Source organism: Streptomyces sp. Je 1-79, from assembly GCF_025195125.1.
Taxonomy (GTDB): domain Bacteria; phylum Actinomycetota; class Actinomycetes; order Streptomycetales; family Streptomycetaceae; genus Streptomyces.
This window is the reverse complement of sequence record NZ_JAMGSL010000022.1, coordinates 67,364-84,684: the sequence shown is the minus strand read 5'-3', so window position 1 is coordinate 84,684 and position 17,321 is coordinate 67,364. Positions and strand designations below refer to the sequence as shown.

14 protein-coding genes are annotated in these 17,321 nt (G+C 73.4%); 11 read left to right on the top strand and 3 right to left on the bottom strand.

What is annotated here, in order from left to right; all coding sequences use genetic code 11:
- Nucleotides 1-150: 150 nt before the first annotated feature.
- A complete protein-coding gene (locus M5362_RS32195) occupies nucleotides 151-1,026 on the top strand; it encodes an NAD(P)-dependent oxidoreductase (protein WP_260231453.1) in 876 nt (291 codons plus the stop codon).
- 27 nt (nucleotides 1,027-1,053) lie between these two features.
- Here the strand turns inward: M5362_RS32195 and M5362_RS32190 are convergent, their stop codons facing one another.
- A complete protein-coding gene (locus tag M5362_RS32190) occupies nucleotides 1,054-1,485 on the bottom strand; it encodes a VOC family protein (protein WP_260231451.1) in 432 nt (143 codons plus the stop codon).
- 107 nt (nucleotides 1,486-1,592) lie between these two features.
- Here M5362_RS32190 and M5362_RS32185 point away from each other — a divergent pair, with 107 nt between their 5' ends.
- The 9 genes from M5362_RS32185 (at nucleotide 1,593) to M5362_RS32145 (ending at nucleotide 12,689) form a co-directional block, all read left to right on the top strand.
- Entirely contained in the window at nucleotides 1,593-2,216 is a 624-nt protein-coding gene (locus M5362_RS32185) for a TetR/AcrR family transcriptional regulator (protein WP_260231467.1), read from the top strand.
- Between the two features lie 422 nt (nucleotides 2,217-2,638).
- Nucleotides 2,639-3,427 carry a TIGR03084 family metal-binding protein gene (locus M5362_RS32180; RefSeq protein ID WP_260231449.1) on the top strand — a complete coding sequence of 263 codons (789 nt, stop codon included), beginning with the start codon at nucleotides 2,639-2,641 and terminating at the stop codon, nucleotides 3,425-3,427.
- Nucleotides 3,427-5,136 (top strand): acyclic terpene utilization AtuA family protein, encoded by a 1,710-nt coding sequence (locus M5362_RS32175; RefSeq protein ID WP_260231448.1) that lies wholly within the window; start codon nucleotides 3,427-3,429, stop codon nucleotides 5,134-5,136. The genes M5362_RS32180 and M5362_RS32175 overlap by 1 nt, the downstream gene beginning before the upstream one ends.
- Nucleotides 5,133-6,731 carry an acyl-CoA carboxylase subunit beta gene (locus M5362_RS32170; RefSeq protein WP_260231446.1) on the top strand — a complete coding sequence of 533 codons (1,599 nt, stop codon included), beginning with the start codon at nucleotides 5,133-5,135 and terminating at the stop codon, nucleotides 6,729-6,731. Before M5362_RS32175 ends, M5362_RS32170 begins: the two co-directional genes overlap by 4 nt.
- 8 nt (nucleotides 6,732-6,739) lie before the next feature.
- Nucleotides 6,740-8,635, top strand: coding sequence for a biotin carboxylase N-terminal domain-containing protein (locus M5362_RS32165; protein ID WP_260231445.1), 1,896 nt, complete (start codon nucleotides 6,740-6,742; stop codon nucleotides 8,633-8,635).
- Nucleotides 8,632-9,765, top strand: coding sequence for an acyl-CoA dehydrogenase family protein (locus tag M5362_RS32160; protein ID WP_260231444.1), 1,134 nt, complete (start codon nucleotides 8,632-8,634; stop codon nucleotides 9,763-9,765). The genes M5362_RS32165 and M5362_RS32160 overlap by 4 nt, the downstream gene beginning before the upstream one ends.
- A 61-nt stretch (nucleotides 9,766-9,826) precedes the next feature.
- On the top strand, nucleotides 9,827-11,395 hold the full coding sequence (locus M5362_RS32155) for a 4-coumarate--CoA ligase family protein (protein ID WP_260231443.1): 1,569 nt from the start codon (nucleotides 9,827-9,829) through the stop codon (nucleotides 11,393-11,395).
- A 20-nt stretch (nucleotides 11,396-11,415) separates the two neighbouring features.
- Nucleotides 11,416-12,123, top strand: coding sequence for an enoyl-CoA hydratase family protein (locus tag M5362_RS32150; RefSeq protein ID WP_260231442.1), 708 nt, complete (start codon nucleotides 11,416-11,418; stop codon nucleotides 12,121-12,123).
- On the top strand, nucleotides 12,111-12,689 hold the full coding sequence (locus tag M5362_RS32145; protein ID WP_260231441.1) for a TetR/AcrR family transcriptional regulator: 579 nt from the start codon (nucleotides 12,111-12,113) through the stop codon (nucleotides 12,687-12,689). Before M5362_RS32150 ends, M5362_RS32145 begins: the two co-directional genes overlap by 13 nt.
- 39 nt (nucleotides 12,690-12,728) lie before the next feature.
- Here M5362_RS32145 and M5362_RS32140 read toward each other — a convergent pair whose 3' ends face one another.
- Nucleotides 12,729-14,465, bottom strand: coding sequence for an FAD-dependent monooxygenase (locus M5362_RS32140; protein ID WP_260231439.1), 1,737 nt, complete (start codon nucleotides 14,463-14,465; stop codon nucleotides 12,729-12,731).
- A gap of 274 nt (nucleotides 14,466-14,739) precedes the next feature.
- Between M5362_RS32140 and M5362_RS32135 the strand changes: the two genes are divergently transcribed.
- Entirely contained in the window at nucleotides 14,740-15,792 is a 1,053-nt protein-coding gene (locus tag M5362_RS32135; RefSeq protein ID WP_260231438.1) for an isopenicillin N synthase family oxygenase, read from the top strand.
- A gap of 151 nt (nucleotides 15,793-15,943) precedes the next feature.
- On the opposite strand, the gene M5362_RS32130 is transcribed toward M5362_RS32135, so the two are convergent.
- Complete coding sequence (locus tag M5362_RS32130) at nucleotides 15,944-17,053, bottom strand: citrate synthase 2 (RefSeq protein ID WP_260231437.1); 1,110 nt, start codon at nucleotides 17,051-17,053, stop codon at nucleotides 15,944-15,946.
- Nucleotides 17,054-17,321 lie beyond the last annotated feature (268 nt).

The following is a 17,321-nucleotide window of genomic DNA, read 5'->3' as shown; positions in this document are numbered from 1 at the left end:
TCTAGGGCGTGCGGGACGGCGCTCCGTCTTCCCTTCCGGCGGGCTTACTTACCTCTGGGTGCGTATCCGACTAATTAGTCCGTACTGGTCAACCCTTCTGGCGGCGGAGAGGATCGAGCCGAACGAGAAACGCGAGAGGGAGTCCCAGGAATGACAAGCGACAACAGCGTCCAGGTGAGCGTTCTCGGGCTGGGGGCGATGGGCAGCGCCCTCGCCGGCGCCCTGGTGAAGGCCGGATACGCGACCACTGTCTGGAACCGCTCACCGGGGAAGGCGGACGGCCTCGTGGCGCAGGGCGCGAAGGGTGCCGACACGGCCGGCGAGGCGGTGAGGGCCGGCCGCGTGGTGATCGCCTGCCTGCTGGACCACGCGTCGGTCCACGAGGTGCTCGATCCGCTCACCCACGAACTGGCCGGCCGAACCCTGATCAACGTCACCACGACGACACCGGAGCAGTCACGGAAGCTGGCCGCCTGGGCCGCCGATGCCGGGATCGCCTATCTGGACGGCGGCATCATGGCCGTACCGCCCATGATCGGCGGGCCTGGCTCATCGATCCTCTATAGCGGATCGGCCGAGGTCTTCCATCAGTACAAGCCGCTGCTCGACCTGTGGGGAACCAGCACCTACTTCGGCGAGGACGCCGGACTGGCGTCCCTGTACGACCTCGCCCTGCTGGCGGGCATGTACGTCATGTTCGCCGGATTCGTGCACGGCGCCGCGATGGTCGCGCCGGCCGGAGTGACGGCGAGCGAGTTCGCCGCCATGGCCGCACCGTGGCTGACCGCCATGACCGGCGGCTTCCAGGGGTTCGCCGAGGTCATCGACGGCGGGGACTACACCGTCGAGGGGCAGCAGAGCCTCGCGTTCTCCGACCTCGGCGACATCCTGACCGCCAGCGCCGACCAGGGCATCTCCACCGAGGTGATCGGCATGGTGCAGAACCTCATCCGGCGCCAGATCGACGCGGGCCACGGAACGGAAGGCTTCGCCCGCATCATCGAGAGCATCAAGCAGCCGGTCTGAGAGCCCGCGCGGACGGGCGGTGGTGCCCTAGTCGGTGGAGGACGTGTACTGATCCGCGTACGCGGCGGTCGGCGGGGTCGTCGTGATCACGTCGATGAGTACGCCGTCCGGGGCTCCCACGATGAAGTGCCGCTGACCGAAGTCCTCCGTGCGGAGCGGGAGCACTTCGGGCAGGCCCGCCTCGCCGACCAGTCGGCGGTGCTCCGCGTCCACGTCCTCCACCTCGAAGTTGAGCAGCAGCCCGCCCCGGGTGGGGGTGCGGTGACCCTCGGGGAGGGTCGGGTGGCCGCTGTCGAGCAGCGCGAGCTCGTAGTGCGGCGCGTCGGGGCGGCGCAGGCTCACGTACCAGTCGGCCTCGAAGGTCGTCGTGAAGCCGAGATGGCGGGTGTAGAAGTCGCGGGCCGCGGCGACGTCGCGGGTGCAGATCACGGGGTAGAAGCTGTCGAGTCCGGTGTTCATGACATGACTCCTCGGCGCGTGCGCTCAATTTCACATACCCGAGGTATGTGAACCGTATCGCTAGCATACCCGGGGTATGTGAAAGAGGAAGGGCGGTGCGCGCGGTGATGGCGGACGAGCGGGCGGTGGGCAACCGGGCGGTGGGCAACCGGGCCGAGCAGCGGGCGGCGACCCGGCGGGCGCTGCTGGCCGAAGGGCGTCGGCGGTTCGCCGAGGACGGCTACCACGGGGTGGTCCTGGCGGAGGTGGCCCAGGCCGTCGGGGTGACCAAGGGCGCCGCCTACCACCACTTCGAGAGCAAGGCCGGGCTCTTCCGCGCCGTCGTCGCCGAGGTCCAGCGGGAGCTGGGCGAGCGGGTCGCGGCGGCCGCGGAGGAGCAGGCTGACCCCTGGGAGCAGCTGCGCGCCGGCTGCCGGGCCTTCCTGGCCGCCGGTTCCGACCCGGCCGTACGGCGGATCGTGCTGGTCGACGCGCCGACCGTGCTCGGGTGGGAGGAGTGGCGCGCCCTGGACGAGGAGTCCTCCGCCCGTCACCTGACCGAGGCCCTGACGGCCCTGATCGATGCCGGGGTCATCGCCGAGCAGCCGGTCGAGCCCTTGGCGCGCCTGCTGTCGGGGGCGATGAACGAGGCCGCCCTCTGGCTCGCCCGAAGCGGCACGCCCGCATCGCTGGACCTCACGATGAGTGCCCTGGACGGCCTCCTGACGGGCATCCGCCGCCGGGAGCCGTGAGGCAGCGGCGCCTCGCCGCCTGGGGGACGGCGCCGCGCCGGAGCCGTAACGCCGCGCCGCGCCGCCGGGCCGCCGCGCCGGGCCCGCCCGCGCCGCCGGGCCGCCGCGCCGAGCCCGCCCGCGCCGCCGGGAGCCGTGAGCCGGTCTGCGCCCCGGCGCCCGGGCGCCCGCGCGGCCGCGCCTCTCCGCCCGTGCCTCGCCGCCCGCGCCGCCGGGAGCCGTAGCGCCGCCCGCCCCCGCCGAGCCCTCCCCGTCGCGCCCGCGCCCCGGGCCCCCGCCCGCCCCGGCCACCCCCCCCCCGCGCCTCCTGACGCGACGGACCGGCCAAGCCGCCCCAAAAAACTAAAGCAAGCACGCTTGATTGTTTCTTCCGTCGCTGCCATGCTCCTCGGCACACGCCCGTGTCCCGAGGGGAGCGCACCGTGTCCGACCCTGCCGTCGTCCTCGACGATCTGCGCAGTGAGAGCGAGGAAGTCGACCGGCTCGTACGGGAGCTGGGCGACGACAGATGGGCCGCGTCCACCCCCGCGCCCGGCTGGACCGTCGCCCACCAGATCGCGCATCTCGCCTGGACGGACCGGGCCGCCCTGCTCGCCGTCACCGACCCCGAGGGTTTCGCGGCCGAGACCGAGAAGGCCCTCGCCGCGCCCGGGACGTTCGTGGACGACGGCGCGCAGGAGGGTGCCGCGCTGCCGCCCGCCGAACTCCTCGGCCGGTGGCGCGTCGGGCGCGAGCGGCTGCGGACGGCCCTGACCTCCGCCCCGCCCGGCGCCCGTTTCCCCTGGTACGGGCCGTCCATGAGCGCCGCCTCGATGGCCACCGCCCGGCTCATGGAGACCTGGGCGCACGGGCAGGACATCGCCGACGCCCTCGGAGCCGTACGTGAGCCGACCGCCCGGCTGCGCCACGTCGCCTGGATCGGCATCCGCGCCCGCGACTACGCCTATCTCGTACGGGGGACCACCCCGCCAGCCGACCCCTTCCGGGTCGAGCTGACCGCCCCCGACGGCCAGAAGTGGGCGTACGGGCCCGAAGGCGCCGCCCAGCGGATCACCGGCCCCGCCCTCGACTTCTGCCTCCTCGTCACCCAGCGGGTCCACCGCGACGACACCGCCCTCGAAGCGACGGGCGAGGACGCGGCGCACTGGCTCACCATCGCCCAGGCCTTCGCGGGCCCGGCCGGCACCGGCCGCGCACCCCGGGGGGCCTAGTGGACGTCCTGCGCATCGGCAACGCCTCCGGGTTCTACGGCGACCGCTTCGACGCCGTCCGCGAGATGCTCACCGGCGGCGAACTCGACGTCCTCACCGGCGACTACCTCGCCGAACTGACCATGCTCATCCTCGGCAGGGACCTCCTGAAGGACCCCGCCGCCGGCTACGCCAAGACGTTCCTGCGGCAGATGGAGGAGGGCCTCGGCCTCGCCCACGAACGCGGCGTGCGGATCGTCACCAACGCGGGCGGCCTCAACCCCGCCGGACTCGCCTCGGCCCTCGGCGAACTCGCCGACCGGCTCGGACTGCCCACCCGCGTCGCGTACGTCGAGGGCGACCGGCTCCCGCCCCGGGACGGAGTCCTGACCGCCAACGCCTACCTCGGCGGCGCCGGCATCGCCGCCTGCCTGGCCGCCGGAGCCGATGTCGTCGTCACCGGACGGGTGACCGACGCCGCCCTCGTCACCGGCCCGGCCCAGTGGCGGTTCGGCTGGGACCAGAAGGACCCCGACCGGTACGACCGGCTGGCCGGCGCGGTCGTCGCCGGGCACGTCCTGGAGTGCGGCACCCAGGCCACCGGCGGCAACTACGCCTTCTTCGCCCGTCACGACCGGCACGCGCTCCGCCGCCCCGGCTTCCCGCTCGCCGAACTCCACGCCGACGGAAGCGCCGTCATCACCAAGCACCCCGGCACCGGCGGCCTCGTCGACCTCGGCACCGTCACCGCGCAGCTCCTGTACGAGACGTCCGGCGCCCGCTACGCCGGCCCCGACGTGACCGCCCGGCTCGACACCGTACGGCTCACCCAGGAAGGGCCGGACCGGGTGCGGATCGACGGCGTACGGGGGGAGGCCCCGCCGCCCACCCTCAAGGCCGGGCTCACCAGGATCGGCGGCTTCCGCAACGAGGTCGTCCTCGTCCTCACCGGCCTCGACATCGAGGCCAAGGCCCAGCTCGTCAAGGAGCAGGTCGAGGACGCGTTCGCCCGCTCGAAGTCCCGTCCCGCCGAGGTCCGCTGGGAGCTGGCCCGTACCGACCACACGGACGCCCCGACCGAGGAGACAGCGAGCGCCCTCCTTCGGCTCGTCGTCCGCGACCCCGCGCCCGAGCCCGTCGGCCGCGCCCTCAGCGGCGCCGCGATCGAACTGGCCCTCGCGAGCTACCCCGGCTTCCATGTCACCGCCCCGCCCGGCAAGGGGGCGCCCTACGGCGTCTTCGAGGCCGCGTACGTCCCCGCCGCCGACGTCCCGCACACCGCCGTCCTGCCCGACGGGAGCCGCGTCCGCCTCCCCGTACCCGCCGAAACGCGGGAGTTGGCGCCGGTGGACGGGCCCCCGCTCCCCGAACCGCCGCCCGAGGGCCCGGTGCGCCGCGCCCCGCTCGGTCTCGTCGCCGGAGCCCGCAGCGGCGACAAGGGAGGCGACGCGAACATCGGCGTCTGGGTCCGCACCGACGCCGCGTGGCGCTGGCTCGTCCACACCCTCACCGTGGACACCTTCCGCCGGCTCCTGCCGGAGACGGCCGCACTGGACGTCGTACGGCACGTCCTGCCGAACCTGCGCGCGGTGAACTTCGTCGTCACCGGAATCCTCGGCGAAGGAGTCGCCTCCCAGGCCCGCTTCGACCCCCAGGCCAAAGCCCTCGGCGAGTGGCTCCGCTCGCGTCGTCTCGACATCCCGGTGGACCTTCTGGAGGAACAGCCGTGACCGTCCTCGCCTCCGCCCTCGACACGGGCGGACCCGACTACGCGGCCCACCGCGCCGCCATGCTCGACAAGCTCGCCGCCCTGGACACCGAGCACACCAAGGCGCTCGCCGGCGGCGGCGAGAAGTACGTCCAACGGCACCGGAAGCGCGGCAAGCTGCTCGCCCGCGAGCGGATCGAGCTGCTCCTCGACCCCGACACCCCCTTCCTGGAGCTCTCCCCGCTCGCCGCCTGGGGCAGCGACTATCCGGTCGGCGCGTCGATCGTCACCGGCATCGGCGTCGTCGAGGGCGTCGAGTGCCTGATCACCGCCAACGACCCGACCGTGCGCGGCGGCGCGTCCAACCCGTGGACGCTCAAGAAGGCCCTGCGCGCCAACGAGATCGCCTACGCCAACCGGCTCCCGGTCATCTCCCTCGTCGAGTCCGGGGGCGCCGATCTGCCGTCCCAGAAGGAGATCTTCATCCCCGGCGGCGCGCTCTTCCGCGACCTGACCAGGCTCTCCGCCGCCGGCATCCCCACCATCGCGGTGGTCTTCGGCAACTCCACGGCCGGCGGGGCGTACGTCCCCGGCATGTCCGACCACACCGTGATGATCAAGGAGCGGTCGAAGGTCTTCCTCGGCGGCCCGCCGCTGGTGAAGATGGCGACGGGGGAGGAGAGCGACGACGAGTCGCTCGGCGGCGCCGAGATGCACGCCCGCACCTCCGGTCTCGCCGACCACTACGCCGTCGACGAGACTGACGCCCTGCGCCAGGCCCGGCGGATCGTCGCCCGCCTCAACCACCGCAAGGCGCACCCCGATCCGGCCCTCGCCGAGCCCCCGAAGTACGACGAGGACGAGCTGCTCGGGATCGTGCCGGGGGATCTGAAGACCCCCTTCGACCCGCGCGAGGTCATCGCCCGGATCGTCGACGGCTCGGACTTCGACGAGTTCAAGCCGCTGTACGGGCCGAGCCTGGTGACGGGCTGGGCGGAGCTGCACGGCCATCCGGTGGGGATCCTGGCGAACGCCCAGGGCGTGCTGTTCAGCGCGGAGTCCCAGAAGGCCGCGCAGTTCATCCAGCTGGCGAACCAGCGCGACATCCCGCTGGTGTTCCTGCACAACACCACCGGCTACATGGTCGGCAAGGAGTACGAGCAGGGCGGCATCATCAAGCACGGCGCCATGATGATCAACGCGGTGTCGAACTCGAAGGTCCCGCACCTGTCCGTGCTGATGGGAGCGTCGTACGGCGCCGGGCACTACGGCATGTGCGGCCGGGCCTACGACCCCCGTTTCCTCTTCGCCTGGCCGAGCGCCAAGTCGGCCGTCATGGGCCCCCAGCAGCTCGCGGGCGTCCTCTCCATCGTGGCGCGGGCGAGCGCCGCCGCGAAGGGACAGCCGTACGACGACGAGGCCGACGCGGGGCTGCGCGCGATGGTCGAGGCCCAGATCGAGTCGGAGTCGCTGCCGATGTTCCTGTCCGGGCGGCTGTACGACGACGGCGTCATCGACCCCCGCGACACCCGCACGGTCCTCGGGCTGTGCCTGTCCGCGATCCACACGGCACCGGTCGAGGGCGCGCGCGGCGGCTTCGGCGTCTTCCGAATGTGAGGCGAGTGATGATCTCCAGGCTGCTGGTCGCCAACCGGGGCGAGATCGCCTGCCGGGTGTTCCGCACCTGCCGGGAGCTGGGCATCGCGACCGTCGCGGTGTACTCCGACGCGGACGCCTCCGCCCTGCACGTACGGGAGGCGGAGGCGGCCGTGCGGCTGCCGGGGGCCACGCCCGCCGAGACGTACCTCCGCGGCGACCTGGTGGTGAAGGCCGCCCTCGCGTCGGGCGCGGACGCGGTGCACCCGGGATACGGCTTCCTGTCGGAGAACGCGGAGTTCGCGCGGGCGGTCCTCGACGCGGGCCTGCTGTGGATCGGTCCCTCGCCGGAGGCGATCGAGGCGATGGCCTCGAAGACCCGGGCCAAGGAGCTCCTCGGGATCGCCCCGCTCGCGGCCGCCGACGTCACGGCCGCCGACCTGCCGGTCCTGGTGAAGGCGGCCGCCGGCGGCGGCGGGCGCGGCATGCGGATCGTCCGCGAACTGGCCTCCCTGGAAGCGGAGCTGGCGGCAGCCTCGGCGGAGGCGGCGAGCGCCTTCGGCGACGGCGAGGTCTTCGTCGAGCCGTACGTGGAGAACGGGCGCCACGTGGAGGTGCAGGTCCTGGCGGACACGCACGGGACCGTGTGGGCGCTCGGCACCCGCGACTGCTCGCTCCAGCGCCGCCACCAGAAGGTCGTCGAGGAGGCCCCGGCGCCCGGCCTGCCGCCGTCGCTGCTCGCGGAGCTGTACGACCGGTCGGTGGCGGCGGCGAAGGCGGTCGGCTACATCGGGGCGGGCACGGTCGAGTTCCTGGTGGCGGACGGCCGGGCGCACTTCCTGGAGATGAACACGCGCCTCCAGGTGGAGCACCCGGTGACGGAGGAGGTCCACGGCGTGGACCTCGTCGCCCTCCAGATCGCCGTGGCGGAGGGCCGCGCCCTGGACCCGGAGCCGCCGGCCGCGCAGGGCCACGCGATCGAGGCCCGTCTCTACGCGGAGGACCCGGCGTCGGGCTGGACCCCGCAGACCGGCACGCTGCACGCGCTGGAGTTCCGCCCGGGCCTGCGCGTCGACACCGGCTACGCCTCCGGCGACACCATCCCCGTCCACTACGACGCCATGCTCGCCAAGGTCGTCGTCCACGCGCCCACCCGCGCCGAGGCCGCCCGCAAGCTCGCCCACGCCCTGGAGCAGGCCCGGATTCACGGGCCCGTGACCAATCGGGACCTGCTGGTCGGCTCCCTGCGACACCCCGACTTCCACGACCCGGCCCGGCTCGACACCGGCTTCTACGAGCGGAACCTCGACGCGCTCACCCAGGCCCCGCCCGGCGAGGCGTACGCCGCCGTCGCCGCCGCGCTCGCCGACGCGGCGGCCAACCGGGGCCGCCTCGGCGGGGGTTGGCGGAACCTGCGCTCGCAGGACCAGGTGAAGGCGTACGACGGGCACGAGGTCCGCTACCGGCCCACCCGCGACGGGTACGCCGTCACCGCCCCCGAAGGCGTCCGCGTGCTGAGCGCCGAACCCGGCCGTGTACGGCTCGAAGTCGACGGAGTCGTACGGGACTTCGAGGTCGCACGCTACGGCGACGGCGCGGCCGTGCACGTCGGCCCGCACCGGCTCACCCCGCTGCCCCGCTTCCCCGACCCCGCCGTCCAGCGGGAACCCGGCTCCCTGCTCGCCCCCATGCCCGGCACGGTCGTCCGCGTCGCCGACGGCCTCGCGCCCGGCGCCCGCGTCACCGCAGGACAGCCGCTCCTCTGGCTGGAGGCCATGAAGATGGAGCACCGCGTCGTCGCTCCCGCCTCCGGCACGCTCACCGCGCTCCACGCCGCCCCCGGCCGCCAGGTCGAGGTCGGCGCCCTGCTCGCCGTCGTACAGCAGCCCGTACAGACCGAAGCACAGGAGGACCAGACCGTATGAGCACCATGATCGAAAGTGAAGAGCTCACCGCCCTCCGGGCCGCCGTCTCGGCGCTGGGCCACCGCCACGGCCCCGGCTTCGACCGGGCCGCGCTCTGGGCGGAGGCGGGCAAGCTCGGCTACCTGGGGGTGAACCTGCCCGAGGAGTACGGCGGCGGGGGCGGCGGCATGGCCGAGCTGTCGGTCGTCCTGGAGGAGGCGGGGGCCGCCGGCGCCCCGCTCCTGATGATGATCGTCTCGCCCGCGATCTGCGGCACCGTCATCGCCCGCTTCGGCACGGAGGAGCAGAAGCGGACCTGGCTCCCGGGCCTGGCGGACGGCTCGCGCACCATGGCCTTCGGCATCACCGAGCCCGACGCCGGCTCCAACTCCCACCGGATCACGACCACGGCCACCAAGACCGAGGACGGCTGGGTCCTCAACGGCCGGAAGGTCTTCGTGTCGGGCGTCGACATCGCCGACGCCACCCTGATCGTCGGCAGGACCTCGGACGCCCGGACGGGCAATCTCAAGCCCTGCCTCTTCGTCGTGGACCGGGACGCCCCCGGCTTCCAGCGGCGGCAGATCGAGATGGAACTCGACGCGAACGAGAAGCAGTTCGAGCTCACCCTCGACGACGTCCACCTGCCGGCCGACGCCCTCGTGGGCGACGAGGACGCGGGCCTGCTCCAGCTCTTCGCCGGACTCAACCCGGAGCGCATCATGACGGCCGCGTTCGCGATCGGCATGGGCCGCTACGCCCTCGCGCAGGCCGTCACGTACGCCAAGGAGCGCACGGTCTGGAAGGCCCCCATCGGCGCCCACCAGGCCATCGCCCACCCCCTCGCCCAGGCCCACATCGAGCTGGAGCTGGCCCGGCTGATGATGCAGAAGGCGGCCCAGCTCTACGACGCCGGGGACGACGTCGGCGCGGGCGAGGCCGCCAACATGGCCAAGTACGCGGCCGGAGAGGCCTGTGTGAAAGCCGTCGACCAGTCCGTCCACACCCTCGGCGGCAACGGCCTCACCCGCGAGTTCGGCCTCGCCCGCCTGATCGCCGCCTCCCGCGTGGCCCGGATCGCCCCCGTCAGCCGGGAAATGATCCTGAACTACGTCTCCCACCAGTCCCTGGGTCTCCCCAAGTCGTACTGACCCGGTCCATCCTGACCCGGCACGCCACTCCCGCACCCTCCACCTCTTCCAGGGGGCACGCATGGTGTTTCACAGCGAGTACGCGGACGTCCCGGTCGTCTCCCTCCCCATCCACGAGGCCGTCCTCGGCCGTGCCGCCGAGTTCGGCGACGCGCCCGCCCTGATCGACGGGGCCGGCGAACTGAGCCTCACCTACGCGCAGGTCGACGCCTTCCACCGGCGGGTCGCCGCCGGTCTCGCCGAGGCCGGGGTCCGCAAGGGCGACGTCCTCGCCCTGCACAGCCCCAACACCGTCCTCTTCCCCGTCGCGTTCTACGCGGCCACCCGCGCCGGCGCCTCCGTCACCACCGTCCACCCGCTCTCCACGCCGGAGGAGTTCGCCAAGCAGCTCCGGGACTCCTCCGCACGCTGGATCGTCACCGTCTCCCCGCTCCTCCCGGCGGCCCGCGCGGCGGCCGGACACGCGGGCGGCATCGAGGAGATATTCCTCTGCGACACGGGCGAGGACTGCCGCTCCCTCCAGTCGTTCCTGGCGTCCACCGCCCCCGTGCCGGACATCGCCATCGACCCCGACGAGGACGTCGCCGCCCTCCCGTACTCCTCCGGCACCACCGGCGTCCCCAAGGGGGTGATGCTCACCCACACCTCGATCGCCACCAACCTCGCCCAGCTCGACCCGTTCGTCCCCATGGGCCCCGGCGACCGCATCCTCGCCGTCCTCCCGTTCTTCCACATCTACGGCCTGACGGCCCTGATGAACGCGCCCCTGCGGCACGGCGCGACCGTCGTGGTCCTGCCCCGCTTCGAACTCGACCAGTTCCTCACGGCCATCGAGAAGCACCGCATCAACGGCCTGTACGTGGCCCCGCCGATCGTCCTCGCCCTCGCCAAGCACCCGGCCGTCGCCGACCACGACCTCTCCTCGCTCGAGTACATCGTCAGCGCCGCCGCCCCGCTCGACGCCTCGCTCGCCGAGGCATGCTCGGCCCGGCTCAAGCTGCCGCCGGTCCGCCAGGCGTACGGGATGACGGAGCTCTCCCCGGGCACGCACGTCGTCCCCCTCTCCGCCGTGAACCCCCCGCCCGGCGCCGTCGGCAAGCTGCTGCCCTCCACCGAGATGCGGATCCTGTCCCTCGACGACCCGTCGAAGGACGCCGAGCCGGGCGCGGAGGGCGAGGTCGCCATCCGGGGCCCGCAGGTCATGAAGGGGTACCTCGGCCGCCCCGACGCCACCGCCGCGATGATCGACGCCGACGGCTGGGTGCACACCGGCGACATCGGCCGGGTCGACGGCAACGGCTGGCTCTTCGTCGTCGACCGGGTCAAGGAACTCATCAAGTACAAGGGCTTCCAGGTCGCCCCGGCCGAACTGGAGGCCCTGCTGCTCACCCACGAGGGGATCGCCGACGCGGCCGTGATCGGCGTCGAGGACGAGGACGGTACGGAGATCCCCAAGGCGTTCGTCGTCCGGCAGCCGAACGCGGCGGAGCTGAGCGCCGAGGACGTCATGGCCTACGTGGCCGGAAAGGTCTCCCCGTACAAGAAGGTCAGGCGCGTGGAGTTCGTCGACGGGGTGCCGCGCGCCGCTTCGGGGAAGATTCTCCGCCGTGAACTGAGGGACCGCGCATGAACGAACCGAGGGACTGACGCATGAAGCTGGACCGTGGCATCGCCACGCTGACGCTGGACGCCCCGGAGAACCGCAACGCCCTCTCGGCGGCCCTGGTCGCCGAGCTGGCCGAGGCGCTCACCGAGTGCGGGCAGGACCCGGCCGTACGGGCCGTCGTCCTGACCCACACCGGCTCGACGTTCAGCGCCGGCGCCGACCTGAAGGCGCCACCGAGCCCGTACGCCTTCGTGGACCTGCTCCGGCGGATCGTGGAGCTGCCGAAACCGGTCGTGGGCGTCGTACGCGGCCACGTCCGGGCCGGCGGCCTCGGGCTGCTCGGGGCCTGCGACATCGTGGTGGCCTCGGAGGCCTCGGACTTCGCGCTGACGGAGGTACGGATCGGGGTCGCGCCCGCCGTCATCTCCCTGACGCTGCTGCCGAAGCTGGAGCCACGGGCGGCGGCCAGGTACTACGTGACGGGCGAGCGCTTCGGGACGGCCCTGGCGCGCGCGATGGGCCTGGTGACGGCCGGCGAGGACGAGCTGGACGCGATCCTGGACGGGCTGCGCCAGGGCTCGCCGCAGGGGCTGGCCGAGTCGAAGCGCCTGGTCACGGCTAAAGTCCTGGAAACCTTCGAACGCGACGCGGAGGACCTGGTCCAGAGGTCGGCCTCGCTCTTCGCCTCCGCCGAGGCACGCGAAGGGATGACGGCCTTCCTCGAACGACGGGACCCCGAATGGCGGTTGTGACCGGCCCGAAGCAGGACAGGAGCCGCGCCACCCGGCAGCGGCTCCTGGAGGCGGCGGTGGCCTGCCTGGCCGAACACGGCTGGGCGGGCTCCACCGTCGCAGTGGTCGCCGAGCGGGCGGGCGTCTCGCGGGGCGCGGCGCAGCACCACTTCCCGACCAGGGAGGACCTGTTCACGGCGGCCGTCGAGTACGTCGCCGAAGAACGGTCCGAGGCCCTGCGCACCCTCCCGGCGCGCGACCGCCGCGAGGCCGTCGTGGCCCTGGTGGACCTCTTCACCGGGCCGCTCTTCCGCGCGGCCCTCCACCTCTGGGTGGCGGCGGCGCACGAGCCCCCGCTCCACGCGCGCGTGACGGAGCTGGAGGCCCGCGTCGGCCGCGAGTCCCACCGCATGGCGGTGACCCTCCTCGCCGCGGACGAGTCGGTGCCCGGCGTACGGGAGACGGTCCAGGGGTTCCTGGACATGGCGCGTGGCCTGGGCCTCGCGACCCTCCTGACCGACGACCGGGCCCGCCGCGACCGGGTCGTGGCCCAGTGGTCGACGATCCTGGACGAGGCGCTGGGCTGAGGCGCGGGCCCGTTGAGGCTGCTCAGGGCCGGGCGGCGCTCAGGACGGTACCGAGAGGGCCGCGAGGTAGCCGGTGAGCGCCGCCGCCGTGCCCGCGAGCGGGAAGCGGGCGCCGAGCTGCCCGTCGGGGCGCACGAGGAAACCGGTCGGGCCGTCGGGCCGGTAGAGCCGGGCGAACTCGCCCGCCGCGTCCCGGTATCCGAAGACGGCCTCGCCGGGATCGGGATCGGCGTCCCGGGCGAGCACGGCGACGGTCGCGAGGCCGCCCTCCGGCGCCGGACCCCCTTCCGGGGCCAGACCGTCCTCCGCGGCCAGGCCGCCCTCCGACGCGAGGCCGTTCTCCGAGGGCTCCCGCCCGCCGACGGCGGCGGCGACCACGGCGCCCGCCTCGGCGGCCCTGGCCAGATCGGCGGCCTGGTCCGCGTACAGCAGCAGGACGTGCCCGGTGCGGCCGCGCAGGATGTCGAGCAGCCGCAGCGGATAGGCGGCGACGGGGGCGGTCAGGCCGGAGCAGTCCGGGGCCCGGTCACCGGACTGGGGCGCGTCCTCCGGCCCGTACGTGGTGCCGGCGAGCGGCCCGTCCCGGTAGGCGACCAGCAGTTGTGCCTCCCGGAGCATCAGGGTGTCCGGGTCCTCCGCGTCGGTCTCGATGCCCTGGGTCGCGTGCCGGACGGTCCGGCCCACGACCTCCTCGCCGACCGGCCGCCGCTCGGCGTCGTAGCTGTCGAGCAGGGCGGGCCCCGCCTCCCCGCGCACGACGAGGGCGATCTTCCAGGCGAGGTTGCAGGCGTCCTGGATGCCGGTGTTCATCCCCTGGGCGCCGGTGGGCGGGTGGATGTGGGCGGCGTCGCCCGCGACGAAGACCCGGCCCTCGCCGTAACGGTCGACGATCCGGTGGCTGATGCGGAACACCGAGGACCAGCGCAGCGCGGAGACACGGGTGGGAGCGGGGGCCAGCCGGTCGACGACCGCCTGGATGTGGGACAGCTCCGGCGCCCGGCCGCCCTCCAGACCGTGCGTGACGCCGTCGCCCCGCGCCTTCCCCGCGCCGTCGGCGGAGAGTTCGGGCGGGACCGTCATCGACATCCGGTAGCGGCTCGTCCCCGGCAGCGGGATGCAGACCAGCAGGTCGTCGGTCGAACCGTCCTCGGCGCGGTGCACGGACCGCAGCCCGTACCCGTACGGCAGATCCCAGTCGGCCTCGACGTCGCCGAGCATGTACTCCTCGGGGAAGGCCCCGCCCTCGTAGCCGAGCCCGAGCCCCTTGCGGACCGTGCTGTGCGCGCCGTCGCAGCCGATCAGGTAGCGGGCGCGCAGCTCCTCGTCGGCGTCCGCGTCGGTGCGCAGCAGGGCGGTCACCCCGTCCGCGTCCTGGGCGAACGACAGCAGTTCCGTGCCCCGCTCGACGACGGTGCCCAGTGCGGTGACGTACTCCTCCAGGAGCCGCTCGGTCTCGTACTGCGGCAGCGCGGCGAATCCGTACGGGACCTCCGGCGGCAGGGCGAGGTCGATCCGTGCCTGCTCCCGGCCGTCGACGTAGACCAATTGGCCGCGCAGCGGAACGGCGGTCTCCAGGACGGCCCGGGCCAGCCCCATCCGGTCCCAGATCTCCAGGGTGCGCGGCTGGACGCCGACCGCCTTGGCGTACGGGAGACGGGCCTTCAGCCGGTCGACGAGCCGGCACTCCACCCCGCGGCGGCGGAGTTCGGCGGCCGCGCTCAGTCCGACGGGGCCGGCGCCCACGATCAGTACGTCGGTCGTACGGCTGTCTGTCACGGGTTCCTCCGCCTGTGGTCAGCCCCCGGACCCACCCCGGACACCATGGTCGCCCGGCCGCGTGACCCACGCCACATACGTCTCGCGTGCGCCGCAGTACGCTGGTCCCATGCTTCCGCTCGTACGCCGCCGCCACGTGGACTTCCTCCGCGTCACGAGCATGGGCTGTCGGCGCTCCGCCTGACCTCCGAGCCCCTCTCCTCTCAGGCACCCGCGCCCCCGCCCCACCCCTGGCGGCGCGCACGGGCACCCGTACACCCAGCGGACGCACACCATGACGCACTCGTCGCAGATCCAGACGTACAGCTCCCAGCTCCCGATCGTCGACCTCTCCGCCGCCGACCGCGGCCCCCAGGACCGGCGTCTCCTCCACGCCCAGCTGCACTCCGCCGCGCACGACGTCGGCTTCTTCCAGCTCGTCGGGCACGGCGTCACCGCGGCGGAGACGGCTGCCCTCACCTCCGCGATGAAGGCCTTCTTCGCTCTTCCGGAGGCCGACCGGCTCGCGCTGGACACCACCAGCTCGCCGCACTTCCGCGGATACACCCGGATCGGCGACGAGCGCACCGGCGGCTCCCGCGACTGGCGCGACCAGCTCGACATCGGCGCCGAACGCGCGGCGCGGCCCCCGGGCCCCGGCGAAGCCCCGTACTGGTGGCTCCAGGGCCCCAACCAGTGGCCGGCCGCCCTCCCCGAGCTGCGGACCGCCGCACTCCACTGGGTCGAGCGCCTCAGCGCCGTCGCCCAGCGGCTGCTGCACGAGCTGCTCGCCTCGATCGGCGCGCCCGAGGGGTTCTACGACGACATCTTCGGCGACCGGGCCCACCCGCACCTCAAGCTGGTCCGCTACCCGGGAAGCGCCGGTGACGGCGCCGACCAGGGCGTCGGCGCCCACAAGGACTACGGCTTCCTGACCCTGCTCCTGCAGGACCATGTCGGCGGCCTCCAGGTGCAGCGCGAGGACGGCCTCTTCCACGACGTGCCGCCGCTGCCCGGCGCGTTCGTCGTCAACCTCGGCGAGCTCCTCGAAGTGGCGACCGACGGCTACCTCCTCGCCACCAACCACCGGGTGGTCTCCCCGCCCGCGGCGACCGAGCGCTTCTCCGTGCCGTTCTTCTACAACCCGCGGCTCGACGCCCGGATCGCCCCGCTGCCCTTCCCGTACGCCTCGACGGCGCCCGGAGTCACGACCGACCCGGCGAACCCGCTGTTCGCCGAGTACGGCCGCAACGAACTGAAGGGCAAGCTGCGCGCCCACCCGCTGGCGGCGGCCCGCCACCACGCGGACCTGCTGCTCACGGAGGAACGCCCGCTCGCCACCGCCTGAGGGGCCCCCGGGGCTCGCGTTGCCGGGCCCGGTTCACGGCGCCCCGACATGACGAGGCCCGGCCCGCGGGTCGCGGTGCCGGGCCGGGGCCGGGGCGGGCTGTGCGGGCTCGCCCCGGGATGCTGCCTGTTCGGATGGCGCCTGTTCGGGATCAGCCCGCGAACGCCGCCAGGTCGGCGTAGCCCGCGATCTCCTGCGGGTTGCGCTGACCGGGGCCGATGTACCGCGCCGACGGCCGGACCAGGCGGCCGGTGCGCTTCTGCTCCAGGATGTGCGCCGACCAGCCCGCCGTACGGGCGCAGGTGAACATCGAGGTGAACATGTGCGCCGGGACCTCGGCGAAGTCGAGCATGATCGCCGCCCAGAACTCCACGTTCGTCGCCAGGACACGGTCGGGGCGGCGGTTGTGCAGCTCCTCCAGGGCCGCCTTCTCCAGCGCCTCGGCGACCTCGAAGCGCGGCGCGGCCAGCTCCTTGGCCGTACGGCGCAGGACGCGGGCGCGCGGGTCCTCGGCGCGGTACACGCGGTGTCCGAAGCCCATCAGGCGCTCGCCCTTGTCGAGGGCCCTCTTCACGTACGCGGTGGCGTCACCGGTCCGCTCGATCTCCTCGATCATGCCGAGGACGCGGGACGGGGCGCCGCCGTGCAGCGGGCCGGACATCGCGCCGACGGCGCCGGACAGCGCCGCGGCCACGTCCGCGCCGGTGGAGGCGATGACGCGGGCGGTGAACGTGGAGGCGTTCATGCCGTGCTCGGCGGCCGAGGTCCAGTAGGCGTCGACGGCCTTGACGTGCCGCGGGTCCGGCTCGCCGCGCCAGCGGATCATGAACCGCTCGACGACGGACTGCGCCTTGTCGATCTCGCTCTGCGGCACCATCGGCAGGCCCTGGCCGCGCGCCGACTGGGCGACGTACGACAGCGCCATGACGGCCGCGCGGGCGAGGTCCTCACGGGCCTGCTCGGCGTCGATGTCGAGAAGCGGTTTGAGACCCCAGACCGGCGCGAGCATGGCGAGCGCGGACTGCACGTCGACACGGATGTCACCGGAGTGCACGGGGATCGGGAACGGCTCGGCCGGCGGCAGACCGGGGTCGAACGCCCCGTCGACCAGCAGACCCCAGACGTTGCCGAACGAGACGTGGCCGACCAGGTCCTCGATGTCGACGCCGCGGTACCGGAGGGCGCCGCCCTCCTTGTCCGGTTCGGCGATCTCCGTCTCGAACGCGACGACTCCCTCGAGCCCGGGTACGAAGTCGGACATCAGGCGGCTCCTCAATCGATGATCAATCATCCAGCGGGTTGGCGGACCTGTCGGTCGGAAGGACCGGGAGGTCGGTGGGGACCTGTCGGCCCGTGGGGCCTGTTGGTCGGGAATGAACAGTCATCCAGCCCAAGAGTCTGTACGGTTCCGATGATGCGGGGAAGCGTGACATCCGGCACAGTGCGCCGATCCGGCGAGGAAGGATTAGCGGCTCGTGATGCCGGGCAGACTGCGCCTCTGCGGCAGGATGACTTCTGTGACCGACGCC